This is a genomic window from Streptomyces sp. 2P-4 (genome assembly GCF_030167965.1).
Taxonomy (GTDB): Bacteria; Actinomycetota; Actinomycetes; order Streptomycetales; family Streptomycetaceae; genus Streptomyces; species Streptomyces globosus_A.
Genome location: NZ_CP095011.1, coordinates 36281 through 60532, shown reverse-complemented (window position 1 = coordinate 60532; position 24252 = coordinate 36281). Strand labels below are relative to the sequence as shown.

General features: G+C 75.2%; 21 protein-coding genes. 15 read left to right on the top strand and 6 right to left on the bottom strand.

Annotated features, from left to right (window positions below):
* Positions 1-54: 54 nt before the first annotated feature.
* From MUK52_RS00290 to MUK52_RS00275, 4 genes are all read left to right on the top strand, one after another.
* The gene (locus MUK52_RS00290; protein WP_114055844.1) at positions 55-1197 is read left to right on the top strand and encodes an epoxide hydrolase family protein; all 1143 of its coding nucleotides are present in this window, start codon (positions 55-57) and stop codon (positions 1195-1197) included.
* A gap of 142 nt (positions 1198-1339) precedes the next feature.
* Positions 1340-2332, top strand: a complete 993-nt coding sequence (locus tag MUK52_RS00285; protein WP_284573998.1) for a BtrH N-terminal domain-containing protein — start codon at positions 1340-1342, stop codon at positions 2330-2332.
* 88 nt (positions 2333-2420) lie between these two features.
* The gene (locus tag MUK52_RS00280) at positions 2421-2948 is read left to right on the top strand and encodes a hypothetical protein (protein ID WP_284573996.1); all 528 of its coding nucleotides are present in this window, start codon (positions 2421-2423) and stop codon (positions 2946-2948) included.
* Between the two features lie 29 nt (positions 2949-2977).
* Complete coding sequence (locus MUK52_RS00275) at positions 2978-3889, top strand: DUF1963 domain-containing protein (protein WP_284573994.1); 912 nt, start codon at positions 2978-2980, stop codon at positions 3887-3889.
* A gap of 12 nt (positions 3890-3901) precedes the next feature.
* On the opposite strand, the gene MUK52_RS00270 is transcribed toward MUK52_RS00275, so the two are convergent.
* Positions 3902-4843, bottom strand: a complete 942-nt coding sequence (locus tag MUK52_RS00270; RefSeq protein ID WP_284573991.1) for a MerR family transcriptional regulator — start codon at positions 4841-4843, stop codon at positions 3902-3904.
* A 102-nt stretch (positions 4844-4945) separates the two neighbouring features.
* On the opposite strand from MUK52_RS00270, the gene MUK52_RS00265 reads away from it, so the two are divergent.
* Complete coding sequence (locus MUK52_RS00265) at positions 4946-6481, top strand: alpha/beta fold hydrolase (protein WP_284573990.1); 1536 nt, start codon at positions 4946-4948, stop codon at positions 6479-6481.
* Between the two features lie 66 nt (positions 6482-6547).
* Here the strand turns inward: MUK52_RS00265 and MUK52_RS00260 are convergent, their stop codons facing one another.
* Entirely contained in the window at positions 6548-7705 is a 1158-nt protein-coding gene (locus tag MUK52_RS00260) for a S8 family peptidase (RefSeq protein ID WP_284581625.1), read from the bottom strand.
* 450 nt (positions 7706-8155) lie between these two features.
* Between MUK52_RS00260 and MUK52_RS00255 the strand changes: the two genes are divergently transcribed.
* From MUK52_RS00255 to MUK52_RS00230, 6 genes are all read left to right on the top strand, one after another.
* Positions 8156-8719, top strand: coding sequence for a hypothetical protein (locus MUK52_RS00255; protein ID WP_284573989.1), 564 nt, complete (start codon positions 8156-8158; stop codon positions 8717-8719).
* Entirely contained in the window at positions 8700-9353 is a 654-nt protein-coding gene (locus tag MUK52_RS00250) for a vitamin K epoxide reductase family protein (RefSeq protein ID WP_284573986.1), read from the top strand. Before MUK52_RS00255 ends, MUK52_RS00250 begins: the two co-directional genes overlap by 20 nt.
* A gap of 121 nt (positions 9354-9474) precedes the next feature.
* A complete protein-coding gene (locus MUK52_RS00245) occupies positions 9475-10806 on the top strand; it encodes a globin domain-containing protein (protein ID WP_284573984.1) in 1332 nt (443 codons plus the stop codon).
* A 150-nt stretch (positions 10807-10956) separates the two neighbouring features.
* Positions 10957-12693, top strand: coding sequence for an aa3-type cytochrome oxidase subunit I (gene ctaD / locus MUK52_RS00240; protein ID WP_284573982.1), 1737 nt, complete (start codon positions 10957-10959; stop codon positions 12691-12693).
* Positions 12694-12759: 66 nt separating this feature from the next.
* Positions 12760-13197, top strand: coding sequence for a hypothetical protein (locus MUK52_RS00235; RefSeq protein WP_246042555.1), 438 nt, complete (start codon positions 12760-12762; stop codon positions 13195-13197).
* A 582-nt stretch (positions 13198-13779) separates the two neighbouring features.
* Positions 13780-16164, top strand: coding sequence for a phosphoketolase family protein (locus tag MUK52_RS00230; RefSeq protein WP_284573980.1), 2385 nt, complete (start codon positions 13780-13782; stop codon positions 16162-16164).
* 347 nt (positions 16165-16511) lie between these two features.
* On the opposite strand, the gene MUK52_RS00225 is transcribed toward MUK52_RS00230, so the two are convergent.
* Complete coding sequence (locus MUK52_RS00225; RefSeq protein ID WP_114055853.1) at positions 16512-16838, bottom strand: STAS domain-containing protein; 327 nt, start codon at positions 16836-16838, stop codon at positions 16512-16514.
* Between the two features lie 165 nt (positions 16839-17003).
* Entirely contained in the window at positions 17004-17879 is an 876-nt protein-coding gene (locus MUK52_RS00220; protein WP_114055854.1) for a universal stress protein, read from the bottom strand.
* A 413-nt stretch (positions 17880-18292) separates the two neighbouring features.
* Between MUK52_RS00220 and MUK52_RS00215 the strand changes: the two genes are divergently transcribed.
* The gene (locus tag MUK52_RS00215; RefSeq protein WP_114055855.1) at positions 18293-18706 is read left to right on the top strand and encodes an SsgA family sporulation/cell division regulator; all 414 of its coding nucleotides are present in this window, start codon (positions 18293-18295) and stop codon (positions 18704-18706) included.
* A gap of 221 nt (positions 18707-18927) precedes the next feature.
* Entirely contained in the window at positions 18928-20181 is a 1254-nt protein-coding gene (locus MUK52_RS00210; protein ID WP_284573976.1) for an NAD(P)/FAD-dependent oxidoreductase, read from the top strand.
* A gap of 37 nt (positions 20182-20218) precedes the next feature.
* Here MUK52_RS00210 and MUK52_RS00205 read toward each other — a convergent pair whose 3' ends face one another.
* Positions 20219-21709, bottom strand: coding sequence for a cryptochrome/photolyase family protein (locus MUK52_RS00205; RefSeq protein ID WP_284573974.1), 1491 nt, complete (start codon positions 21707-21709; stop codon positions 20219-20221).
* Between the two features lie 247 nt (positions 21710-21956).
* Between MUK52_RS00205 and MUK52_RS00200 the strand changes: the two genes are divergently transcribed.
* Positions 21957-22472 carry a GNAT family N-acetyltransferase gene (locus MUK52_RS00200; RefSeq protein WP_216827086.1) on the top strand — a complete coding sequence of 172 codons (516 nt, stop codon included), beginning with the start codon at positions 21957-21959 and terminating at the stop codon, positions 22470-22472.
* 63 nt (positions 22473-22535) lie between these two features.
* Here MUK52_RS00200 and MUK52_RS00195 read toward each other — a convergent pair whose 3' ends face one another.
* Positions 22536-23054, bottom strand: a complete 519-nt coding sequence (locus MUK52_RS00195; RefSeq protein WP_114055859.1) for a ricin-type beta-trefoil lectin domain protein — start codon at positions 23052-23054, stop codon at positions 22536-22538.
* Between the two features lie 292 nt (positions 23055-23346).
* Here MUK52_RS00195 and MUK52_RS00190 point away from each other — a divergent pair, with 292 nt between their 5' ends.
* Complete coding sequence (locus tag MUK52_RS00190; RefSeq protein WP_284573969.1) at positions 23347-24234, top strand: RICIN domain-containing protein; 888 nt, start codon at positions 23347-23349, stop codon at positions 24232-24234.
* The last annotated feature ends 18 nt before the right edge of the window (positions 24235-24252 follow it).

Below are 24252 nucleotides of genomic sequence, written 5' to 3'. Positions count from 1 at the left end.
ACTCTGCCACACCTAGGACCGCAGCTGTCCTCACCCGATCCTACGGTGGGTGCCATGACGAACCCGATCCCGCAGCACCCCACGCCCCCTCACGCGGTACGCCCTTTCCGGATCGACATCCCCCAAGCCGACCTCGACGACCTGCGCGACCGCCTCGCCCGCACCCGCTGGCCCGCCCAGATCCCCGGGACCGGCTGGGACCGCGGGGTCCCGGTGGCCTACCTCAAGGAACTGGCGGCCTACTGGGCGGACGGCTACGACTGGCGCCGCTGGGAGGCGGTGCTGAACGCATACCCGCAGTTCGTCACCGGGATCGACGGCCAGGACGTCCACTTCCTGCACGTCCGCTCCGACGCCGAGGACGCCCTGCCGCTCGTCCTCACCCACGGCTGGCCCGGCTCGGTTGTGGAGTTCCTCGACCTGATCGAGCCGCTGTCCCGCGACTTCCACCTGGTCATCCCGTCCATTCCCGGCTTCGGGTTCTCCGGGCCGACCTCCGGCGAAGGCTGGTCGACGCAGCGGATCGCCTCGGCCTGGGCCGAGCTCATGCGCCGACTCGGCTACGAGCGCTACGGCGCGCACGGAGGCGACTTCGGCAGCGGGATCTCCCGGGCGCTCGGCGTCGCCGCCCCGCGCAACGTCGTCGCCGTGCACGTCAACGGCGGCACGACTTTCCCCAGCGCAGAAGAGGACGACCCCACCCTGACCGACCTGGAGCGGGCGCGGGTGCAGCGGATGAAATCGTTCATGGCCGAGGCCGGCGGGTACATCGGGATCCAATCGACGCGTCCGCAGACCCTCGCCTACGGCCTGACGGACTCCCCGGCCGGCCAGCTTGCCTGGATCGTCGACAAGATCCGGGACATGACCGACCTGGCCAAAGAGCTCCCGCACGAGGCGATCGACCGCGACGTGCTCCTCACCCATGTGTCGATCTACTGGCTGACCGGCACCGCGGGCTCATCGGCCGCGCTGTACTACGAGGACGGGCGTAGCTGGGGCGGCCAGGAGGCATCACCGGTCCCCCTGGGCGTGGCGATGTTCACCGTCCAGGACATCGCCCTGCGCCGCGACGAGGAGAAGGCCAACAACCTGGTCCGCTGGACGGAGTTCGACCGCGGCGGCCACTTCGCGGCGATGGAGGCCCCCGACCTGCTGCTGGCCGACCTCCGGGAGTTCTTCGCCGCATACCGCTGACCCGCGGCCCTGCTCGCCGCGTTCCGCGACCGCGCGCTGATCCTGCAGGCGAGTATGTGCACGGTGTACCTGGCCGGACCGGCGCAGTCCCGCCGCAGGAGCGGACAACCCGTCTGGCCCCCGAACAGAAGGAGGACGCACCATGACGGCCATCCTGCTCGACGTCGAAGCCCGCGGCATGCGGCACTGCGAGACGACCGCACTCGGGGTGCTGCTGCGCCACCAGGGCATCGACCTGTCCGAACCCATGCTCTTCGGCCTCGGCCGCGGCCTGTCCTTCGTCTACTGGGACGCCAAGAACCTCGACTTCCCCTTCCTCGGGGGACGGGTGCGCCCCTTCGAACTCACCAGGAACCTGGCCGCCGCACTGGGACTGGCACTCGACGTCCGCGAGACCGCCTCCCCGCGCAAGGCCTGGCAGAACGCCGCGGCACCCCTCGCCGCGGGCCTGCCCGTGGGACTCCAGCTGGACAGCTTCCACCTGGACTACTTCACCTCGAAGGTGCACTTCGGCGGCCACGTCGTGGCCCTGTACGGGTACGACGAACAGCGCGCCCACCTGGTGGACACCGACCAGCAGGGCGGCGCCGTGTCCACCTCCCTGGAGAGCCTCGCCCTCGCCCGGTCCGCACGCGGGCCGATGACGGCCCGGAACCGGTCCTTCACGATCACCGCGCCGCGGGAGCTGCCCGACCCGGAAACCCGGATCACGGCCGCGGTGACCGCATGCGCGGAAGCCTTCCTCGACCCGCCGATCGCCAACCTCGGCCACCGCGGCATCGACAAGGCCGCCCGACTGGTCCCCGGCTGGATCGGCCGCTCCGACCGGCCGGAGCGTGACCTGCCGCAGGCCGCCCGGCTGATGGAGCGCGCCGGAACCGGCGGCGCCCTCTTCCGCAACCTGTACCGCGACTTCCTCGCCGAGTGCCTCGCCCACGTCGACAGTCCGCACCTGCGCACCGGCCACCGGCTGTACACCGAGGCGGCGGCCCTGTGGACGCGGACCGCCGAACTCATCGCGCAGGCAGGGGAGTCGGGCGGGCCGGAGCAGCTCGCCGAAGCCGGCTCGGTCCTCCGCGACCTGGCCCGCATCGAACGCGAGGCCATGCAGTCCCTCCGGCGCCTGGCGGAGTGACGGCGGGCGGCCCGCGCCCGCTCGACGTGCCGATCGGCCCCGGCGCGCGCACCGTGGTGCCAAGGCCGAAGCGACGGAGGCGGGTGCCATGGGAGAACCGGCCGGGCCGCGGTACGAGGGGTGGGAGGACCGCTCCGGGCAGCGCGGCCCAGAGCAGCAGCCCGCCGGGTGGGGCCCGGGCGCGTCCCCGCCGGGCGGCCCGCGGCCGTCTCCGCGGCGGCGGCCCGTACGGGCCTGCCTCGTGGCCGGCCTCGCCCTCACGGGCCTCGCCGTCCTGGCCGCGGTCGCCCTCGGCGCCGTGCTGCTGGGCACCTACGAGGACCCCCACCGGGACGACCACGACGGGGACGTGCAGCTCTCGTCCTGCCGGGTCGATGCGGCGACGAACTGGCCGAGCGCGGACCTCATGGTGACGAACCGGAGCAGCAAGCCCAGCGACTACCACATCAGCGTCGAGTTCCTCGCCCCGGACGGGCTCCGGCTCGATGAGGCGCACGTCTTCCTCACCCGGGTCGCGCCGGGGCAGCAGGCCCGCGACACGGCGCAGAGCCTGACCCGGGTCGACCGGCCCGTCACCTGCCGCGTCACCGACGTCTTCCGCACCGCCTCGCCGTGACTGTCGGAGCCGGCCTGCATGATCTCCCCATGGGCGAACCACCGATCGCATACATGCGGGACCACGGGCTCCGCGAGGTGCCCCGGCGCCACCTGGACGACGAGGACGCCGCGCGCTGGGCCGCACTGCTGAGGCCCGGGCTGCGGCTCGTGCCCGGGGAAACATGCAGGGACGCGGTGCCCGCGGCCGCGAGGCTCGGCGGGCTGCCGCGGCTGCCGGCCGGCGCCGCGTGGCCGACCGGTCCCGACGGGGATCCGCCGGCGTTCGTCGCGGAGGTGGACTGCGCGGCCCTGCCGGCCGGCGCGCTCGACGTACCGCTGCCCGCCGACGGCCTGCTCCTGTTCTTCGCCTCCGCGCCGCTGGAGGAGGACCCGTCCGGCCGGTTCCGGGCCGGGGCGGCGGGGCCGGCGCCCGGCCTCGTCGTCCACGTCCCCGCGGCGGCGTCCGCCGCCGAGTGCCCGGCCCCGCCCGGCGTCCCGGTGTTCCGGCCCGTGAACCTGGCCGCCGTTGCGGAACTGACCGCGCCGTTGCCGGACCATCCGCGCGTACGGCACGCCTTCGCCCTGCACGCGCACGAGGACCCCTACGACCATCCTGTGCACGGCTACGGCTTCCTGGACGAACTGGCCGAGTACGCCCACCGCTTCGAGCACAGGATCGGCGGCTACCCCGTGTGCGGCGGGCACCCCGAGTACGAGGCCGCTGCCCGCAGCGCCGGGAGCACGGCACCCGCCCTGCCGCACACCGCCGGTGCGCAGGAGACGGAGCGGGCGCTGGAGTGGGTGCTGCTCGCCCAGTTCGCCTGCGACCCGGCCGAGGGGCTGCCGGCGCCGGCGGCAGCCGGCGGGCCGCCCCGGACCGGCCACCTCGTCTGGCTGATCCGCCGCGAGGACCTGGCCGCACGCCGGTTCGCCGCCGCCGTCCTCCTGCGCTGCTTCTGACGTGCCGGCTCCTCAGGCCGCCCGTTCCACGTCCGCGTCCAGCGCCGCGAGCAGCCAGTCGTGCGCCGTGCCGGGGGTGGCGGCCGGGCGGCCGTCCCGGGGGCCCGCCACCTCGGCCACCAGCTCCCAGTAGCGGTCGAAGCGCGGGTCAGCGGCGAGCCGGTCGCGGAGCCGGCGGCGGAAGACGGTCCCGTACGCCGCCGCGTACGCCGCCACGAAGCAGTCGAGGGCCGCACCCGCGTACGGCGCCCGGCCGTTCCGCAGCGGCTCGGCGGCCAGCCCGTACGCCTCGGCCAGCCCCGCGTACAGCACCGCGGCGCGGGAACGCGCGTCGGCGCCGTGGACGGCGGGCTGGCAGGGCCGGGCGGCCGGGCACGGGCCGGTCACCAGGGCGTGCAGGCGGGCGAACGCCAGTACCTGCGCGGGCGCCGGGTCGGCCGGCGGCTGCGGCACGGCGTGTTCCAGGAAGGCGGCGGTGGCCGGGGCCGGCATCCGCGGTGGCAGCCAGGCCCGCCAGAACCGCGCCAGCGCGTCCGTGGAGGGCGGTGCGGCCACCGCAGCGATCAGCCGGAGGCGGCCGGCCCGCTCCCGCGGCGGGCAGTCCTGCACCAGCCGGAGCCCGGCCTCGCGCCAGCGCAGCGCCGCCATCTGCTCCCCGAGCCGGCCCAGCCGGGCCGCGACGGCGTCCTCCAGCACCGCACCCGCACCGCCGTCCCCGGCCTCGTCCTCCAGGACGCGCCGCACCTCGGGCAGCGGCAGGTCCAGTGCGCGCAGCGCGCGGATCAGCCCCAGCCGGTCGAGCGCGCCGCTCCCGTACCGGCGGTGGCCCCCCGCACTGCGGGCGGTCTCCGGCAGCAGTCCGCGGTCGGAGTAGAAGCGGACGGTCTTCACGGTGGCGCCCGCGCGCTCGGCGAGTTCTCCGATGCTCCACAGGCCGTCCGCCGGACCGGGCACGCGCGACCTCCACTTGAAGCTCCATCAGGGGGAGTTCCTACGGTACCCGCGAGTCGTGCGCACGGACGCCGAAGGGCGTCACGAGGAGGCGAGGAGCAGACCATGACCGCATTCATCCTGGTCGGGGGCATGTTCACCGGCAGCTGGATCTGGGAGGAGACGGCGGCGCGGCTGGCGGACGCGGGGGCGCGGGCGCATCCGGTGGAGCTCACCGGCCTCGGCGCGCGCCGCGCGGACTCCGGCCCCGGCACGGACCTGGAGGCCCACGTCGCGGACGTGCTGCGGGTGATCGATGCGATCCCCGCCGGTGCCGGCCCGGACCTCGTGCTGGTGGGCCACGGCTACGGGGTGCACCCGGTGCTGGCCGCCGCCGATCGGCGGGCCGGCCGTATCGCCCGCCTCGTCTACCTCGACGCGGGCCCGGCGCGGGACGGGGCGCCGGCGCTGGCCGCCGTCCCGGACCGTGCCCTCCGCGAGAAGACGGCGCACGCCGGTGCGCAGGAGCGCGGCGGCGCGCTGGCGCCGCCCGCCGCGGCCGCGGAATGGCAGCGCTGGGGCAGCACCGCCGGCCTTTCGGGGCCGGCGCTGGACCGGCTGACCCGGCTCGCCGCCCCGCAGCCGCTCGGCACCCTGCTGCAACCGCTGCGGCTGAGCGGAGCGGTGTCGCAGGTGCCGGCCACGGGCGTGCTGTGCACGGCCGGCGGAGCGGGCATCGACATGGTGCAGATGCAGGTCGGCCTCGGCGACCCGGCTCTGCAGGCCCTTGCCGAGCAGGGTGTCACGTTCTTCGAACTCGCCACCGGGCACTGGCCCATGCTGTCCCTGCCCGCCGAACTGGCGGCAGCCCTGCTGTCCGCGGCCGAGGGCGGCGGCCGCCGCCTCATCCCGGCATCCGGGGAACTCCCGCCGCACCTGCGTCCGTTCCTCTTCGCAGACCCTGAGCTGCCTGTCGTCCCGCGCGAACGCAGCGGTGCCGTCGACCTGTACGCGCCTGAGGGCGACGGTCCCCGCGGGGCGCGGCCGGCGGTGGTGTTCGTCCACGGCGGACCGGTGCCCGCCGGTGCACGGCCGACCCCGCGGGACTGGCCGGCGTTCACCGGCTACGCCCGCCTCGCGGCCGGGCAGGGCCTGGTTGCGGCGACGGTCGACCACCGCCTGCACGGCACGGCTGACCACGCGCTCGCCGCGCAGGACGTCGCCGCGGCCGTGGACCGCGTACGGGCCGACCCGCGGGTCGACGCGGGCCGCGTCGCCCTGTGGTTCTTCTCGGGAGGCGGCCTCCTCTCCGCGGACTGGCTGCAGGCGCCGCCCCCGTGGCTCCGCTGCGCGGCCCTCACCTACCCGCTCCTCGCGCCGCCGCCCGCGTGGGCCATGCCCGGCGGCCGGTTCCGCCCCGCGGACGCGGTCCGCGGGGCGGGCAGCCTGCCGGTCGTCCTGACGCGGGCCGGCCGGGAGAGCCCCGAATTCGCCGCCACCGTCGAGGGCTTCCTGGTGGCGGCCCGGCGCTGCGGCGCGCACGTGGACGTGATCGACGTGCCGGACGGCCGCCACGGCTTCGAAACCCTGGACCGCACGGACACCGCCCGGGCGGCCGTCCACCAGGCGGTCCGCACGGTCCGCGCGCACCTTGCCCGCTGACCCGGCGGGGGCGGAGGGCAAGGTGCGCGCGGGGCGGCCGGCGCCGCCGCCGGCCCGGTCACAGCACTAGGGAGCCACCTTCAGGAGCTTGTTCGCGGTGCCTGTGGAGGGGTTCTTCACCGCACCGCTGGTCGCCGCCGCGGACAGGGCCGCGGCGATGTCCTCCGGAGTCGCCGACGGGTTGGCGGCCAGGTGGACCGCTGCGGCGCCGGCGGCGTGCGGGGCCGCCATCGACGTGCCGGATATCCGCTTGGTGGCGGTGTCGCTGTCGTGCCATGCCGAGGTGATCTCCGAGCCGGGCGCGTACAGGTCCACCACGGCGCCGAAGTTGGAGAACCCGGACTGCTCGTCGCCCTCGGTGGTGGAGGCGACCGTGATGGCCTCCGGGACGCGGGCCGGCGACTTCTGCCCCGCGTCCGCGGACTCGTTGCCGGCGGCGACCGCGAAGGTGACGCCGGCGGCGATGGCCCGCTTGACCGCGGCGTCGAGTGCCTCGTCCGCGCCGCCGCCGAGGCTCATGTTGGCGACCGACGGGCCGGAGTGGTTCTCGGTGACCCAGTCGATGCCCGCCACGACCTGCTCTGTGGTCCCGGACCCGTTGTCGTCCAGCACCCGCACGGCGACGACCTTGGCCTTCTTCGCGACCCCGTGCGCCGTTCCGGCGATGGTGCCGGCGACGTGGGTGCCGTGCCCGTTGCCGTCGTCCGCCGAACCGTCGTTGTCCACCGCGTCGAAGCCGTGGCTCGCCCGGCCGGCGAAGTCCTTGTGCGTGATCCTGACGCCGGTGTCGATGACGTAGGCGGTCACCCCCTCGCCGCCGCTGTCCGGGTACGTGTACGTGCGGTCACCTGCCGTCTGGGTCTGGTCGATCCGGTCCAGTCCCCAGGACGGCGGGTTCTGCTGGGTCTCGCTGATGGTGAAGCGCTTGTTCTGCACGACGGTGCCGACCGCGGGGTCGGCGGCGAGGCGTCGGGCCTCCGTCTCGGTGAGACCGGAGGCGGAGAAGCCGTTGACGGCGGAGCCGTAGGAGCGTTCCAGCCTGCCTCCGTACTTCTTCGCCAGGTCCTCCTTGTTCGCGGATGCGTCGAGGATGACGACGAAACTGCCGTCCACCGCACCCGGTGCTCCGAGACCGTGGACCGTTCCCTCGGCGGGGGTCGCCGCGCCGGCGAGGGGGACCGCAAACCAGGCTCCGGCCAGTGCCGTTGCTGCTCCGGCCGCCATCGCGGCATGCCGAAGCCGGTGGGGGCGCTTGTGAGTTGCCATGAAAGGAGTTCTCCTCCGGTTGACGTGTGGGGCGTCAAACGTTCGGTTCAACCCTGTTCCGGTTGACAGGAGCAAATCAAGGACGCACCCGGCGGAAAGGCGTGATCGACAACGTTTCTCGAAGAGGCCCCCGCATCGCCTTCACCCCGCACACCCCCTCTCCGCGCTCCCCCCACCGAACCCCCACGAATCGCCGGTACACCGCCCCGCCTCCGACGCCGACGGCGGGCCGGGCGAGGGACGTTCGGCCCCGGCGCAGCCGCCCCGCGGGCCGTTCGGGCCCTTACCCGGCCGCCGCACCCGCATGTTGACTCGTCGTCCGGGGCCGCCCCTCGGCAACGGCAGGGCCGGCCCGTACGTACGCGGGACGAGTGGAGGGCGCCTGATGGCGGGAAAGCGAGCGGACGGATGATCGCGGCGGTCGGCCACGCCGATCTCACTGCGGCAACGCTCGAACTGGTGGAGTCCGAGGTGCGGGACCGGCTGGAGCGCACGGCGGCGGAGGCCGCCGTGGTCCGCGCCGGCGCCGGCCTGCCCGTCGCGCTCGGGCGGGCCGTGCGCGCGGCGGGCCGGCGGCTGGTGGTGCTGCTCGCGGCCGACGGGGCCGCACCCGCCCCGCTGCCGCCGGGCGACCGCAGGGCCGCCGGCGAGCTGCTGGTCCTGGCCGACCGGGCCGGCCTGGTGGAGTTCGACCCGGAAGACCGGGCCGCCTGCATCGGCGCCGACGAGCGGATGATCCGTACGAGCCGCCGGCTGCTGGCCGTGTGGGACGGCTCGCCGTCCGACGGCCGCGACGCGACCGCCCACCTGGTGGCCTACGCCCGCGCCCGAGGCGTCCCCGTCGACGTCGTCTGGCCGGAGGGCGCCACCCGGCGCACCGGCCGCCCCCCGCACCCGGCGGCACAGCCCGACCGGGCACCCTCGGCCCCGCCCGCACGGAAGGGGGCCGACCGTGTCCGCCACCCTGCATGACCCCGCGCACGGGGCGCGCCCCCGCGCAGGCGGACCCGCCGCCCGGCGCGGCACCGTCGGCGCGGGGCGCGGCTTCGCCTGGCTGCTGATCGCCGCGGGCGCCGCAGGCCTCCTCGCCTCGTTCGCCATCACCGTCGACAAGTTCGCGCTGCTGCGGGACCCGGACTTCGTCCCCTCCTGCAACCTCAGCCCGGTGCTGTCCTGCGCCGACGTCATGGGCAGCGCGCAGGCCTCCGTCTTCGGCTTCCCCAACCCCCTCATCGGCCTCGCCGCGTACGCGGCCGTCGTCGCCGTCGGCTGCGGCCTCCTCGCGGGCGCCCGCTACCGCCGCTGGTTCTGGGCCGGACTCAACCTCGGCACCCTCCTCGGCGCGGCCTTCTGCATGTGGCTGATGAGCCAGGCCCTGTACGACATCGGGGCCCTGTGCCTGTGGTGCTGCCTGGTCTGGGCGGCCACCATCGCCCTCTTCTGGTACACCACCGTCCACAACCTCCGACACGGCGTGATCCGCGCCCCCCGCGCCCTCGTCAGCGGCGTCCGGGAGTTCCACTGGGCCGTTCCTGCCACCTGGTACGGCGTGATCGTGCTGCTCGCCGCCACCCGCTTCCAGGCCTACTGGGAGACGCTGCTGTGACGCCGGCCCCGCCCACCCCGCCGGCGGCGTTACGCGCGGCGCGCGCGGGGAGAACCTGCCGGCCCCCGCCCGGGGCGCGCACGCGACAGGGAGGCAGGCACAAGCGGAAGAAGCACACCACGTGAACCAGTACGACACCTACCACGCGCTCCTGGCGCGGCAGGACGCGATGCGGCTGCGCAGGCAGATCACGGCCCCGGCCCCGGCCCCCGCCCGGCGGCCGCCCGCGTACGGCCCGCATCCGGACGCCTACGACGGCGCCGCGGACCAGCGGCTCATCACCGCGAACCTGCCGCTCGCCGGCCCCTCGCCGGAGCTCATCGACCGCCTCTACGACGCCATGTTCGAGCACCACCCCTACCTGCGCGGCCTGTTCCCCGAGTCGATGGCCTTCCAGCGGGCCCACCTGGAGCAGGCGCTGCGCCACCTCATCGACCACCTGGACCGGCCGGACGAGCTCCGCGCCTTCTGCACCCGGCTCGGCCGCGACCACCGCAAGCTGGGCGTGCGCCCGGTGCACTACGAGGTCTTCGAGGCGTCCCTCGCGGAAGCCCTGCGCGGGTGCGCGGGCGCGGCCTGGAGCCGGGACCTGGAGCAGGCCTGGCTGCGGATGCTGCGGTTCGCGGTCGCGGCCATGGTCGCCGGGGCAGAGGAGGCGCTGGCCGAACCGCCGTACTGGAACGCGGTGGTGACCGGGCACCGGCTCTGCGGACCGGGCCTCGCCGTGGTCCACGCGCGCACCGCCGAGCCGTACGCCTACCGTGCCGGGCAGTACGCCCACCTCCAGACGCCGCTCCTGCCGCACGCCTGGCGGCCCTGCTCCTTCGCCTGCGCCCCGCGTGCCGACGGCGAACTGGAATTCCACATCCGCAGCAGCGGCACCGACGACGTCCTGGAGGCGCTCGTCGCGCACACCGGCGTCGGCGACCCGCTGCGGATCGGTCCCGCGCAGGGCGCCATGACCGTGGACGGCGCCCCGGACCGGGACGTCCTCATCGTCGCGGCGGGCACCGGCTGGGCCGCCGCGAAGGCCCTCCTGGAGGAGCTGGAGTGCGGGCCGCGCCCGCCGCGCACCCACCTGTTCCTCGGGGCCGGCACGCCCGGCGACCTGTACGACACGCCCGCCCTCGCCGCGCTGGAGGACCGCTGCCCGTGGCTGCGGGTGGTCCCGGTCCTCGGCCAGGCCGACGGTGGCCGCCACGGGCTCGCGGAGGCGGTGGCCCGCGGCGGCGACTGGTCCGCGCACCTCGCCTACGTCAGCGGCCCGCCCGCCGCGGTGTCCGCCGCGGTGCGGCAGCTGTCCGCCCTCGGTGTGCCCGCAGACCGGATCCGCCACGACCCGGTCACCGGTGCGGATTCCGGCCGCGACACCCCCCGGCCCCACCTGCATCCGCACGACCGGCCCGCGCCGGGCCTCGCCGTACGGCATGCGGAGAGGGCTGGACGGCCCTGACGGCGCGGGGGAGGGAGGGACTGTTCGGCCCTGCCGGGCACCCTCCCGCGCCGCCGATCATGGAGCGGCGCCGGGGTGCCAATCCCCTTTTATGCGGCATCTCCCGGTTCGCCAAGGCCACAGCTACAGGGAGGGCAGCGTCCGGTGGACGTGACAGGGACGAATCACACGGCGAGTACGAAGCCGCAGCCGGAGCGGCAGGCGCCGGACCCGCGGACGGGCCCGGAGAGCGGGCCGGGCGGCCCGGGCCCGGGCCGCCCGGGCGATGGCGGAACGACACGCCGCGCCGGCTGGGTCGACTGGCTGACGACCACCGACCACAAGCGGATCGGCACCATGTACCTGGTGAGTGCCTTCGCGTTCTTCATCGTCGGCGGCGTCATGGCCCTGATGATGCGGGCCGAACTGGCCCGGCCGGGTACGCAGATCATGTCGAACGAGCAGTTCAACCAGGCGTTCACCATGCACGGCTCGGTCATGCTGCTGATGTTCGCGATGCCCCTGTTCACCGGCTTCGCCAACTGGATCATGCCGCTGCAGATCGGCGCCCCGGACGTGGCGTTCCCCCGGCTGAACATGCTCTCCTTCTGGCTCTTCCTCTTCGGCTCGCTCATCGCCGCCTTCGGCTTCCTCACCCCGGGCGGCGCCGCCGACTTCGGCTGGTTCCTCTACGCGCCCCTGTCGGACGCGGTGCACTCGCCGGGCCTCGGCGCCGACATGTGGATCATGGGTGTGGCCCTGTCCGGCTTCGGCTCCATCGCCGGCGCCGTCAACTTCATCACCACGATCCTGTGCATGCGCGCCCCGGGCATGACGATGTTCCGGATGCCGATCTTCACCTGGAACGTGCTGCTCACGGCGCTCCTGGTGCTGATGGTGTTCCCGGTGCTCGCCGCCGCCCTGTTCGCCCTCGAATGCGACCGCAAGTTCGGCAGCCACGTCTTCGACGCCGCCAACGGCGGTGCCCTGCTGTGGCAGCACCTGTTCTGGTTCTTCGGCCACCCCGAGGTCTACATCCTGGCCCTGCCGTTCTTCGGAATCGTCAGCGAGGTCATCCCGGTCTTCTCGCGGAAGCCGATGTTCGGCTACATCGGCCTGATCGCCGCGACGATCGCCATCGCCGGGCTGTCCGTGACCGTCTGGGCGCACCACATGTACGTCACCGGCGGCGTGCTGCTCCCGTTCTTCTCCTTCATGACCTTCCTGATCGCGGTGCCCACCGGGGTCAAGTTCTTCAACTGGATCGGCACCATGTGGAAGGGCTCGCTGTCCTTCGAGACGCCGATGCTGTGGACGGTCGGGTTCCTGATCACCTTCGTCTTCGGCGGGCTGACCGGCGTCATCCTGGCCTCGCCCCCGATGGACTTCCACCTCTCCGACTCGTACTTCGTCGTCGCGCACTTCCACTACACCGTCTTCGGCACCGTCGTGTACGCCATGTTCGCCGGCTTCCACTTCTGGTGGCCCAAGTTCACGGGCAGGATGCTCGACGAACGCCTCGGGAAGACCACCTTCTGGACGCTCACCGCCGGCTTCCACCTGACCTTCCTGGTCCAGCACTGGCTGGGGGCCGAGGGCATGCCGCGCCGCTACGCCGACTACCTCGCCGCCGACGGCTTCACCGCCCTCAACACCCTCTCCACCGCAGGATCGTTCCTGCTGGGGCTGTCGCTCCTGCCGTTCTTCTACAACGTGTGGAAGACCGCCAAGTACGGCCAGAAGATCGACACCGACGACCCGTGGGGCTACGGCCGCTCCCTCGAATGGGCGACCTCCTGCCCGCCGCCGCGGCACAACTTCACCTCCCTGCCCCGCATCCGCTCCGAATCCCCGGCGTTCGACCTCCACCACCCGGAGGTCGCCGCACTCGAAGCAACCCGCCACTGACACTGATCCGGCCCGGCCGCCCGCGGCAGCCGGGCCGGCCGGCCCGCGTACCCCTGGGAGGTGCCCATGTCCCATCCGCTTCCGGCACTCGCCGCCGCGGTCCTCTGCGCGTCCGGCTGCGCCTGGTACGTCCCCGCCTTCGCGGACGTGCGCGCAGGCGCCGACCGCCCCGCATCCCGCCGGGCGGCAGCCCTGGCCTGCCTGACCGGCTGGGGCACCGCAGCGCTCGCCGTCCCCCTGCTCCTGACACCCGCCCCCTGGGCGGTCCTCGCCGTTCTGGCGGGAACCGGAGCCGGGGCCTCGGCAGCGCTGCTGATCCACGGCAGGATCCGGCACGGCGCCGAGCAGCGGGAGGCGGCCCGCCGCTGGGCCGACCTGGGCTGCGTACAGGCCTCCGCCGCCACGCCCCGCCGGCCCGCCCGCGCACGGGTCGCCTGGGCCCTGGCCGCGGCCACCGCCGCCCCGGCCGCGGCGGCCGCGCTCCTCCTGGCCGGCGGTCGCTGACCGGTTCCACGGCGCCGGGGGCGCCCGTACCTGGGGGCCTACGAGCTCTTCACCATGCCGAGCGGGCCTCCCCCCGGCTGGGACCGGCCGTAGCGGGCGGTGGTCCTCGGCGGGGGCACGGCCCCGGCAGGGTTCCGCACCGCCCGCACCGTGCCGCGGACTCGGCCCTGTACTCGCCCATGACTGCCGCCCGTCGGTGCGCCCCCCAGACGATGTGCCGGTTCACCTCCCATCCTAGGAAGGAGCCGCGGAGCCCGCGCGTCCCCGGCAAGCGCTCGGGCAGGACGCACACGCCGGCGGCGGTACTCCGCGGCCGCAGCGGGCACCCGCGACACCGGGACCGAAGCCCCCGGGGCGCCGTACCGCGCGAGGCCGGCCCCGCCCGGCAGCCGCCGCAGGCCCCGTGCAGCAGCGAGACCCGCGGCCCGCCCGCGGTGGCCCATCCGGCCCTTATCGCCGGCCCCGTGCCCGTGCCACCGTGCCGTACGGAGTCCCGTCCGGTACGACAGCGCAAGGGCCGTGCCCGCCCCGAACCCGCAGAACGCCCCGCCGGCCCCGGCAAGCCACGACGATGGAGGAAGCATGCGCAGCGACCAGCGCCCGCAGAACGCCCCGCTCGACGACGACGAGCTCAGCGCCCTCGACGCCCACTGGCGCGCGGCCAACTACCTTTCGGCCGGCCAGATCTACCTGATGGACAACCCGCTGCTGCGCAAACCCCTGGAACCGGCCCACATCAAACCGCGGCTGCTCGGCCACTGGGGCACCTCGCCCGGCCTGAACCTCGTCCACACCCACCTCAACCGGCTGATCCGCAACCGGGACCTGGACGCCCTGTGCATCTGGGGACCCGGACACGGCGGCCCCGCCGTCCTCGCCAACGCCTGGCTCGAAGGCAGCTACAGCGAGACCTATCCGAACGTCAGCCGCGACGAGGAGGGCATGTTCCGGCTCTTCCGCCAGTTCTCCTTCCCCGGCGGCGTCCCCAGCCACGTCGCGCCCGAGACCCCGGGCTCCATCCACGAGGGCGGCGAACTCGGCTACGCGCTCTCCCACGCGTACGGCGCGGCCTTCGACAACCCCGGCCTTCTCGTGGCCTGCGTGATCGGCGACGGCGAGGCCGAGACCGGCCCGCTCGCCGCCTCCTGGCACTCCAACAAGTTCCTCGACCCCGTCCACGACGGAGCGGTCCTGCCGATCCTCCACCTCAACGGCTACAAGATCGCCAACCCGACCGTCCTGGCCCGACTGCCCGAAACCGAACTCGACGAACTGCTGCGCGGATACGGCCACGAGCCCCTCCACGTCACCGGCGACGACCCCCGCCAGGTCCACCAGGCCATGGCCGCAGCCATGGACACGGCCGCCGACCGCATCCGGGGCATCCAGCAGCAGGCCCGCAGCGGCGCCGCCGACGGCCGCCCCCGCTGGCCCGTCATCGTCCTGCGCACCCCCAAGGGCTGGACCGGCCCCGCCGAGGTCGACGGCCTGCCCGTCGAAGGGACCTGGCGCGCCCACCAGGTCCCTTTGCCGGCCGTCCGCGAGGACGCCGGCCACCGCGCCCAACTGGAGTCCTGGCTCCGCTCCTACCGGCCCGAGGAGCTCTTCGACGACGACGGCAGGCCGCGCCCCCAGGTGCTCGCCTGCGTACCGGAGGGCCCGCGCAGGCTCGGCGCCACCCGGCACGCCAACGGCGGCCTCCTGGTACGGGACCTGCCCCTGCCGCCCCTGGAGCGGTTCGCCGTCCCCGTGGACCGCCCCGGCGGCACCCGCCACGAGCCGACCAGGGTGCTGGGAGACCTCCTCCAGGCCGTGATGGCCGCCACCGCCGACCGCCGCGACTTCCGCCTCGTCGGCCCCGACGAGACCGCCTCCAACCGCCTCCAGGCGGTGTACGCGGCCAGCGGCAAGGCCTGGCAGGCGCAGGTCCTGCCCGCGGACGAGGACCTCGACCGGCACGGACGGGTCATGGAGATCCTCTCCGAGCACACCTGCCAGGGCTGGCTGGAGGGCTACCTGCTGACGGGCCGCCACGGCCTGTTCTCCTGCTACGAGGCCTTCGTCCACATCGTCGACTCCATGGTCAACCAGCACATCAAATGGCTCCGGACCTCCCGCGCCCTGCCCTGGCGGGCCCCCGTCGCCTCCCTCAACTACCTGCTCACCTCGCACGTGTGGCGCCAGGACCACAACGGCTTCTCGCACCAGGACCCCGGCTTCGTCGACCACGTCCTGAACAAGAGCCCCGAGGTCGTCCGCGTCTACCTGCCCCCGGACGCCAACACCCTCCTGTCGGTGGCCGACCACGTCCTGCGCAGCCGCGACCAGGTCAACGTGGTCGTGGCCGGCAAGCAGCCCTGCTTCGACTGGCTCTCCCTCGACGAGGCCCGCGCCCACTGCGCCCGCGGCGCCGGCGTGTGGGAGTGGGCGGGCACCGAGGACGGCACGCGCGAACCCGACGTGGTCCTCGCCTGCGCCGGCGACGTCCCCACCCAGGAGGTCCTCGCGGCGGCCGACCTGCTGCGCCGGCACCTGCCGCACGTCGCGGTGCGCGTCGTGAACGTGGTCGACATGACCCGCCTCATGCCCCGCGAGGACCACCCGCACGGCATGACCGACCTCGAGTACGACGCCCTCTTCACCCCCGGCCGGCCTGTCGTCTTCGCCTACCACGGCTACCCCTGGCTCGTGCACCGGCTCGCCTACCGCCGCCACGGCCACCCGGACCTGCACGTCCGCGGCTACAAGGAAGTCGGCACCACCACGACCCCGTTCGACATGGTCGTGCGCAACGACCTCGACCGCTACCGCCTCGTCATGGACGTCATCGACCGCGTCCCCGGCCTCGCCGCCCGCGCCACGGGCGTCCGGCAGGCCATGGCCGACGCCCGCACCCGCCACCACGCCTACATCCGCGCACACGGCACCGACATGCCCGAGGTCGCGGACTGGACCTGGGACCACTGACCCGCCCCGGAATCCCCGCACACGGTCCGCGCGCCCCCGGGTTCCCGCCCCGCCCCGGCAGGGGCGCCGTGCCCGACACGGACGCAACGCCCCAGCCCGCCGGCCACGGCATGGCGCCCCTCGCCGAACTCCTCGGCGACGCCGCCCGCCACGCCCGCGCGTCCCGCGTCGAGGCCGCCCTGCAGGGTCGGCCGAAAGCCCGCCGCCACGGCCTCATACGACGGCCGGCAGCGCCTGGCGGGTGTGGACCAGGCGCTGCCGGCGAGAGCGTGCAGGGCCGCCGCAGGGCCTCGGCACGCCCGGGGGCATGCGCCGGGCGCGTCCGCGAAGCCCCGGCGGCCCCGGGTTCAGGCGAAGGAGCAGGGCACGGCCAGGTCCACGCCGAGCGCGCGGATGACCCGCCCGGGGAGCCGCTGCACCCGCCGCAGGCTCAGCCGCCGTCCGCTCGCCACACAGCGCTCGTGCACCCGCAGCAGGGACTCGGCCCCCGAGCTGTCACAGAAGGTCACCCCTGCCAGGTCGAGGAGCAGCTCCCGCTCCGCCCCGTCCGCCAGGCCGGCCAGTTCCGACTCGACGCGGCCGGCGGTGTGTATGTCCAGTTCCCCGGACACGGCGACCGCCACCGTGTCCGGCCCACCCCCGACCACCGTCAGGCTGATCTCGGCCGTGGCCATGTCTGCAACCCCTCTCCCGCCCCGCCCTCCGGGGCCCCTGGTGGGCCCGGACGCGCCGGCCCGTGGAGTCCACCACGCGCCGCACGGGGCACGGCAGGGCCGGCAAGTCCCCCGGGGTGGGCCGAAGGTCCCTGCCCCCGCGGCCGGCCCCGCCCGGGCGGCTTGTCACGCGGGCGGCACGACCGCCACGGGGCAGCCCGCGTGGTGCAGGGCCGCATGGGCGACCGACCCGATACGGCTGCCCAGGGGGACGCGGCGCACCCGGCGGCCCACCACCAGCAGCTGCGCCCGGGAGGCCGCCGACAGCAGCACCTGCCCCGCGCTGCCGATCTCCACGTGCTCGGTCACCGGCACGTCGGGGTACCGCTCGCGCCACGGGGCGAGCGCCTCGGCCAGCGCCTTCCGCTCGAACGGCTCCAGCCCGCCCGCCTCGTCCGCCAGGCGCAGCGACCCCGGGCTGTAGGCGAAGACCGGCGGCAGCGTCCACGCCCGTACGGCCCGCAGCGCCGCACCGCGCGCGGCGGCGGCCTCGAACGCGAAGCCGAGCACCGCCTCGCTGTCCTCCGGGCTGCCCTGCTGGCCGACGACGACCTCCCCGCCCTCGGCCGGGCCGCCCGCCTGCGCGTCGCGTTCCCGTACGGACACGACGGGAACCGCCGCCTCGGCGATCACCTCCTGTCCGTACGAGCCGAGCAGGAACCCGAGGAGCGCACCGTGCCCCCGGGAGCCGAGGACCAGCATCTGCGCCCGCTCGCCCTCCTCCAGCAGCGCCGTGACCGCGCCCGCCGACCTCACCTCGGCCGTCACGGGAAGGTCCGGGAACCGGTCGGCGACCCGCTTCGAGGCCTCCCGCAGCACCGCGTCGGCGGCGCGGGCCTGGCTCTCCTCGTCCTGCACCACGGGCACGTCCAACGGCTGCCACAGCCAGGCGTGCACGATGCGCAGCGGCACGCCGCGCAGTGCGGCCTCGCGTGCCGCCCAGTCGGCTGCCGCCAGGCTCTCCGCGGATCCGTCGACTCCTACCGCGATGGCGCGGGTCATGGGGTGCCTCCCTACCGGTTCGGCGGGCACGGCCCGTTCGGCCGCCGCCCCTTCCCTCCCAGCATCGGGCAGAGGAGCCCGTCCCCGCAGGGCCGTTCGGCCCTGCGGGGCGGGCCGTCCGGGCTCGCCGCACACCCCGTGCGCAGGTCAGCGGAGGCCGAGGAGCAGTCGGGAGAGCCACGCGGCGCGGGCGTGGCGGAGCTCCGCATGCCCGCCGCGCGCCAACGGCATGCAGGGCAGGCCGTGATGGCCGGGAGGCGCCGCGCCTCGCGCACCTCGCCGGCGGGCATCCCCCGCGCGAGGGCGTTCCGGCGCCGTCCGGCAGCCTCACGCCGGCGCCCGGCCGCACCGTGTGGAGCCCGCACCGCCGGGCATACGCGGGCAGCGCCCGTGTCCCCTCTGGAGGTTCCCCGATGCCCACCCACTCCGCCCTGGCCGACGTCTACATGGCGGTGGCCGGCGCCGGCCGTGTGCCGTTCCTGGCCCACCTCTTCTACGACTCCGCCGACCCGTACACGGTGCAGGTGCAGTTCTTCGACCGCGGAACAGCCCTGGCCCGCTGGCACTTCGACCGCCAGATGCTCGCCGAGGGCCTCCACCGCCGCGTCGGCGAAGGCGACGTCGCCTTCCGGCCGCACGGCACCGCGGACGGCGACGAGGTCCTCATGGAGCTCCGCGACCACACGGCGCCCGGTCTGCGGACGGCGGTGGTCGGCGCGGACACGGCGACGGTCGCCGAGTTCCTGGAGCACACGTACGCCCTCGTCCCGGCCGGGACGGAGACCCTGGACCTCGACGGCCCGCTCCAGGACCTCCTGGCACGGTGAACGCCCGCCGGGCCCGGGGACGCCCCCGGACCCCTTCCGGCCTTCCGGCGGAGCAGTGCCCGCGGCGCCCCTGCCGGCCGCCCGCTCCGGGTGGGGCTGCCCCCGGGCGGCCACCCGTCCGCCACCGGGCGGCAGGCCGGCGCATCCAGGGCGGGCCGACGGGCCGAATCCATGGTGAGCGGCCGGTACGGGCCGCACCGGCAGCGAAGGGAGGTGGCACCGTGTCGGCATCCCCGGACACGGCGGACGTGCTGGTGGTGGGGGCGGGCCTCGCCGGGCTGGCCTGCGCCCGGGACCTGCTGGCGGCCGGAGTCGGCGTACGGGTGCTGGAGGCGGGCGACGCCGTCGGCGGCAGGATGCGCTCGGACCGCGTCGAAGGCTTCACGGTGGACCGCGGATTCCAGGTGTTCAACACCTCCTACCCCCAGGTCCGCCGCCGGCTCCGGCCGCAGGAGCTCGGACTGCGTCCGTTCACCCCCGGCGTCCTCGTCCACACCCCCTCCGGGCGGCTCCGCTTCGGGAATCCCGCCCGCCGCCCGCGCATGCTGCCCGACCTGCTCGCGGGCCGCCTCGCCGGCCCCCGCGACGTGGCCGCCCTCGGCCTGCTGTGCGCCCGCGACGCGCTCCTTCCCCCGGACCGGATCAAACGCCTCCCGGACACCACCACCCGCACCGCGCTCGCCGGCGCCGGAATCTCCGACACCCTCGTCGAGGGGTTCTTCCGCCCCTTCCTGTCGGGGGTCTTCCTGGAGGACCGCCTGGAGACCTCGGCCAGGATGTTCCACCTCGTCTGGCGGAGCATGCTCCGCGGCAGCCTCTGCCTGCCCGACCGGGGCATCGGGGCGGTCCCGCAGGCCCTCGCAGCCGCCCTGCCCCCGGGCTCCGTGCACCTGGAGACCCCTGTGGCGGAGCTCACCGGAGACGGCGCGCTCACCGCCGCGGGCCGGGAGCTCCCGGCCCGCGCCGTCGTCGTCGCCACCGGCCCCGGCGCACTCCCGTCCCTGCTCCCCGAAGCCGCCGTGCCCGCCTACCGGGTCGTGACCACCTACTACCACGCCGCCCCCGGCAGCCCCCTCGGCGAGCCGACGCTCCTCGTCGACACCCGCCGCCGGTTCCTCAACACCTGCGTCCTCAGCGACGTCGCGCCCCGGTACGCCCCCGCCGGGCAGGCCCTCGTCGCCACCTCCGTCCTCGGCCGGGACGCGGGCGGCCGTGAGCGCAGCGTCCGGGCGGCGCTCGCCGAGGCGTACGGCGCCGCGACCGGCGGCTGGGACCTGCTCGCCGCCCGCACCGTCGAGGGCGCCCTGCCCGCCATGGCGCCGCCGCAACCGCTCACCCGCACCACCCGGGTCGCCCCGGGCCGGTACGTGTGCGGCGACCACCGCGCCACCGGCTCCGTCCAGGGCGCACTGGCCTCGGGCGCGCGGGCCGCCCGCGAGGTCCTGCGCGACCTGGGCCGCCGGGACCCGCGCTGAACACCCCCTGCGGCCGCCGCCGTCGGCCGGCCGCAGGTCACGGCGGGTCGCCGCCCCGCTGCGCCTCCCCCCGCAGCAGCTCCGCCAGGTCCGCCAGCCTGTCCAGGCCGCGGACCGGCTGCGCCATCCGCGGATTGCGCTCCAGACGGGCCCGGTGCCGGTGCAGGAAGGCCCAGTAGCCCGCCGTGTACGGGCAGGCCCGCTCGCCGACCCGGTCGCCGGGCCGGTAGGCGCAACCGCCGCACAGATCGCTCATCCGGTTCACGTACGCCCCGCCGGACGTGTACGGCTTGGTCGTCATGCGCCCCCCGTCGGCGTACTGCGACATCCCGACGACGTTGGGCACCATCACCCAGTCGTACGCGTCGACGAAGCAGCGGTGGAACCAGTCCGTGACCGCCTGCGGATCCCAGCCCCGCTGCAGCGCGTAGCCGCCCAGCACCATCAGCCGGGGAATGTGGTGCGTCCATCCGGTGTCCCTCACCTGGGCGAGCGCCGTGCCCAGGCAGCGTGCCCGCACCGCGTCCGCGTCCAGCTCCAGGAACCACCGGGGGAGCGGCTCGCGGTGCCGCAGCACGTTGCTGCGGCGGTAGTCCTCCCCGAAGTACCAGTACAGCTGCCAGACGTACTCGCGCCATCCGGCGACCTGGCGGACGAACCCCTCCACACTGCCCACCGGAGCACACCCCGCCCGCCAGGCGTCCTCGGCCCGCTCCACGCACTCCGCCGGGTCCAGCAGGCCGAGGTTGAGCGAGGACGACAGCAGGCTGTGGCTCATCACCGGATCCCCGGCCAGCATCGCGTCCTCGTGGGGCCCGAACCCGGCGAGCCGGTGCCCGACGAAGCGGCGCAGCGCGGCCAGCGCCTCCCGCCGCGAGGCGGGGAACCGGCGCGGGCCGTCCCGGCCGACGAAGGACACGGAGCCCTCGCGCTCCCAGCGGTCGAGGTCGTGGCGCACCTCCTCGTCGATGCCGTCCTCCCGCGGCCGGTAGGGCGGCGGGGCGCCCAGGGTGCGCGCCCCCTTCGGAGGGGGCTCGCGGTTGTCGCGGTCGTGGTTCCACCGGCCGCCGGCCGGGCGGTCGCCGTCCATCAGCAGGCCGTGCGAGCGCCGCACCCAGCGGTAGAAGTCCTCCTGCCGCAGCCGCTGACCGCCGTGGCCCCCCGCCCAGGCCCGGAAGTCGTCGTGCGGGACGAGGAAGCCGCGCGCGGGCAGCACGGTCACCGAGGGCAGCGACCGCACCAGCCGCAGCGCCGCGTACGACGTCGGGTGGTGCACCGTCACCGGGCCGTCCCCGACAGCCGTGCGCAGGCCCTCCCGGTAGGTCTCCGCGCGCACGTACCGCACCCGGTCGCCCAGCTCGGCCGCCCGGTGGCGCATCGCGGACAGCACCAGGTGCGCCTTGGCCCGGTGGAACCGGCGGCGCCGGAAGACCGAGCGCGCCTCCACCATCACGACCGGAACGCCGGCTCCGGAGGCCGCGAAGTGCGGCCCGAGCTGGTCGCCGAACAGCCAGTGGGGGACCGTCATGACAGCACTCCTCGCTCCCGGGCCCGGGCGTGCGGGCCGTGCACGGCGTCCTTCGCCGCCGCGGCCCACCCCGGATGCGGCGGGACGGGCGCGATGGCCGACTCTGCCACGGGCCGGGCGCCTCACGGCCGAGGAGCGAGGGCATGTCCGGCACTCCGTACGGGCCGGGCGGCCGCCGCGGCCCCCTCAGGACCCGCCGCCCCCTCACCCCGGCATACTCGTCGTGACGTTCCGACCAGGAGGCCGCGTGCGCACCCTAGAACCCGAAGCCGTCCACACCGACCGGCTGACCCTGCTCCCCCTCCGGACCGGACACGCCGAGGAGATGGCCGCAGTCCTCTCCGACCCCGCCCTGCACGCCTTCACCGGAGGCACGCCCGAGGACGCCCGCGCGTTGCGGGCCCGCTACGCACGCTGGGTGTCCGGCTCGCCCGACCCGGGCACGACGTGGTGCAACTGGGTGGTCCGGCTCGACGAGGAGGCCGCGCTCACCGGCACCGTCCAGGCCACCGTGGCACACGACGGGCGAGGAGCAGCGGCGGAGATCGCCTGGGTCGTGGGCACGCCCTGGCAGCGGCGCGGGATCGCCACCGAGGCGGCCCGGGCACTCGTCGCCTGGCTGCACCGGCACGGGGTGCACACCGTCGTCGCCCACATCCACCCCGACCACACGGCATCCGCGGCGGTCGCCGCCGCGGCCGGCCTCGCCCCCACGGGCCAGTGGCACGAGGGCGAGGCCAGGTGGCACCTCACCCCCGGCTGACAGCACCGCCGCCCCGTGCCCCGCCCCGGGGCCGGGCCGGGGCACGGGGCGGCTGCCGGGTCGTCAGAGCCAGCTCTGCTGCGGGCTCTGGTTGCACGTCCACAGCTGGACCTTGCCCCCGTTGCGGTTCTCGCGGGTGTCCTGGTCCAGGCACTTGCCGTTGTACTTCGAGCGGATCGTGTTGTCGGGGCCGCGGTACCACTGCTGCTGCGGCTGCCCGTTGCACGTCCACAGCTGGACCGTTGCGCCGTTGTTGTTGATCGTGTTCGTGTCGGCGTCCAGGCACTTGTTGTTGTTGAAGTCCACCCTCAGCGCCCCGTTCGGCTCCAGGATCCACCGCTGGTTGGCGGCGTGGTTGCAGTCCCACACCTGGGCCCGCCCCCCGTTGTTGTTGATGGTGTTCGTGTCGGCGTCCAGGCACCGGTTGCTGATCTGGACCCGGTAGGTGCGCGCGGCGGATGCCGCGGCCGTCCGGGCGTCCTTCTCCGCGGCGCCTGCGGCTCCTTCCACCGCGGCAAGGGGGAGGAGCGTGAGCGCCACGCCGGCCGACAGGTTACGGGCCGTGCGGATGTCGAAGCGCATGGTTGACGGACCTTTCGATGGGAGACGGGCCGGCGGCGGGCATACCGGTGCCGCGCAGGAAACGCGGGGGACGGGTGCCGCGGGCTTCACCTCACGGGGTGAACCGCCGACTGGATGCTCCGAGTTTGTGGCGGTCCGGGCACCTCCCGCAACGTTGTCCCGGTTGCTTCGCCCATGTCGGGATCCCTACCCTCCTGAACTGCCGGGACGGGCCCGTCCCGGGACAGGCGCGCCGCCGCGGGGCACCCCGGGCGGGCAATTCGGCGGTCATCCACGGGGAAGCGGGGCACGCATGAGCCACCTCGACGGCGTCGACCGGCACACCGCGCCGGCCCGCCGGCTGGGGGAGGCCCTGCGGGCGCTCCAGCAGCAGTCCGGCATGACGCTCCGCGACCTGGAACGGCGGGCCCTGGTCAGCGACTCCTCCCTCTCCCGCTATTTCCGCGGGTCGACGGTGCCGCCCTGGACCGTCGTACGGGACATCTGCCGGGCCATGGACACCGACCCGGCGGACTTCCGCGCCCTGTGGGAAGCCGCCGACCGCACGCAGAACCGCCCGCAGCCCGGCCCGGCCGCCGCAGCGGAACCCGCCGCGGGCGCGGAACGGGCGGCGGTCCCGGGCCCTGCCGTGCAGGGGAGGACCGGCCCGCCGGAGCCGCGCCCCGCTCCCGACGAGGCGCCGGCCGAGCCCCCGTCCCGGCCCCCGGAGCGCCCTGAGCGGCCGCCCGCGTCCGGCCGCCGGAGGTGGACTGCGGCGGGCTTCCTGGCCGGTCTGGCCGCGGGCGTCGCCGGCACCCTCCTGCTGAATGCGGCGCCGGCCCCGGACCCGGCCCGCGTGTTCCGGAACAAGGCCGCCGAAACCTGCCTGGACGACAGCGTCGAGGGGCTGCGGAGCTGGCCCTGCAACGGCCTGCACTACCAGGAATGGGAGCTGCGCCCCGGCGGCCCCGGACCGGGCGAGCTCCGCAACCGGGCGACGGGAGCCTGCCTGGACAACAGCGGAACGGCCCCCCGCGCCCGCTCCTGCAACGGCTCCACCCACCAGGACTGGACGGTCACGAGCCGGGACGACGGCACGGTCCAGCTCCGCAACCTGGCCACCGGAACCTGCCTGGAGGCGGGCCCGGCGGCCCTGGCAGCCCGGACGTGCGACGGCTCGGACCGGCAGCGCTGGACCTGACCCGCACCTGCCCGGCTC

What these genes read in the sequence shown, in the direction of transcription:
- MUK52_RS00215 (WP_114055855.1), top strand. Translation starts at nt 18,293, where the DNA reads ATGCCCACCCACTCCGCCCTGGCCGACGTCTACATGGCGGTGGCCGGC.
- MUK52_RS00195 (WP_114055859.1), bottom strand. Translation starts at nt 23,054, where the DNA reads ATGCGCTTCGACATCCGCACGGCCCGTAACCTGTCGGCCGGCGTGGCG.
- MUK52_RS00190 (WP_284573969.1), top strand. Translation starts at nt 23,347, where the DNA reads ATGAGCCACCTCGACGGCGTCGACCGGCACACCGCGCCGGCCCGCCGG.
- MUK52_RS00290 (WP_114055844.1), top strand. Translation starts at nt 55, where the DNA reads ATGACGAACCCGATCCCGCAGCACCCCACGCCCCCTCACGCGGTACGC.
- MUK52_RS00280 (WP_284573996.1), top strand. Translation starts at nt 2,421, where the DNA reads ATGGGAGAACCGGCCGGGCCGCGGTACGAGGGGTGGGAGGACCGCTCC.
- MUK52_RS00205 (WP_284573974.1), bottom strand. Translation starts at nt 21,709, where the DNA reads ATGACGGTCCCCCACTGGCTGTTCGGCGACCAGCTCGGGCCGCACTTC.
- MUK52_RS00260 (WP_284581625.1), bottom strand. Translation starts at nt 7,705, where the DNA reads ATGGCGGCCGGAGCAGCAACGGCACTGGCCGGAGCCTGGTTTGCGGTC.
- MUK52_RS00285 (WP_284573998.1), top strand. Translation starts at nt 1,340, where the DNA reads ATGACGGCCATCCTGCTCGACGTCGAAGCCCGCGGCATGCGGCACTGC.
- MUK52_RS00265 (WP_284573990.1), top strand. Translation starts at nt 4,946, where the DNA reads ATGACCGCATTCATCCTGGTCGGGGGCATGTTCACCGGCAGCTGGATC.
- MUK52_RS00225 (WP_114055853.1), bottom strand. Translation starts at nt 16,838, where the DNA reads ATGGCCACGGCCGAGATCAGCCTGACGGTGGTCGGGGGTGGGCCGGAC.
- MUK52_RS00255 (WP_284573989.1), top strand. Translation starts at nt 8,156, where the DNA reads ATGATCGCGGCGGTCGGCCACGCCGATCTCACTGCGGCAACGCTCGAA.
- MUK52_RS00235 (WP_246042555.1), top strand. Translation starts at nt 12,760, where the DNA reads ATGTCCCATCCGCTTCCGGCACTCGCCGCCGCGGTCCTCTGCGCGTCC.
- MUK52_RS00230 (WP_284573980.1), top strand. Translation starts at nt 13,780, where the DNA reads ATGCGCAGCGACCAGCGCCCGCAGAACGCCCCGCTCGACGACGACGAG.
- MUK52_RS00275 (WP_284573994.1), top strand. Translation starts at nt 2,978, where the DNA reads ATGGGCGAACCACCGATCGCATACATGCGGGACCACGGGCTCCGCGAG.
- MUK52_RS00220 (WP_114055854.1), bottom strand. Translation starts at nt 17,879, where the DNA reads ATGACCCGCGCCATCGCGGTAGGAGTCGACGGATCCGCGGAGAGCCTG.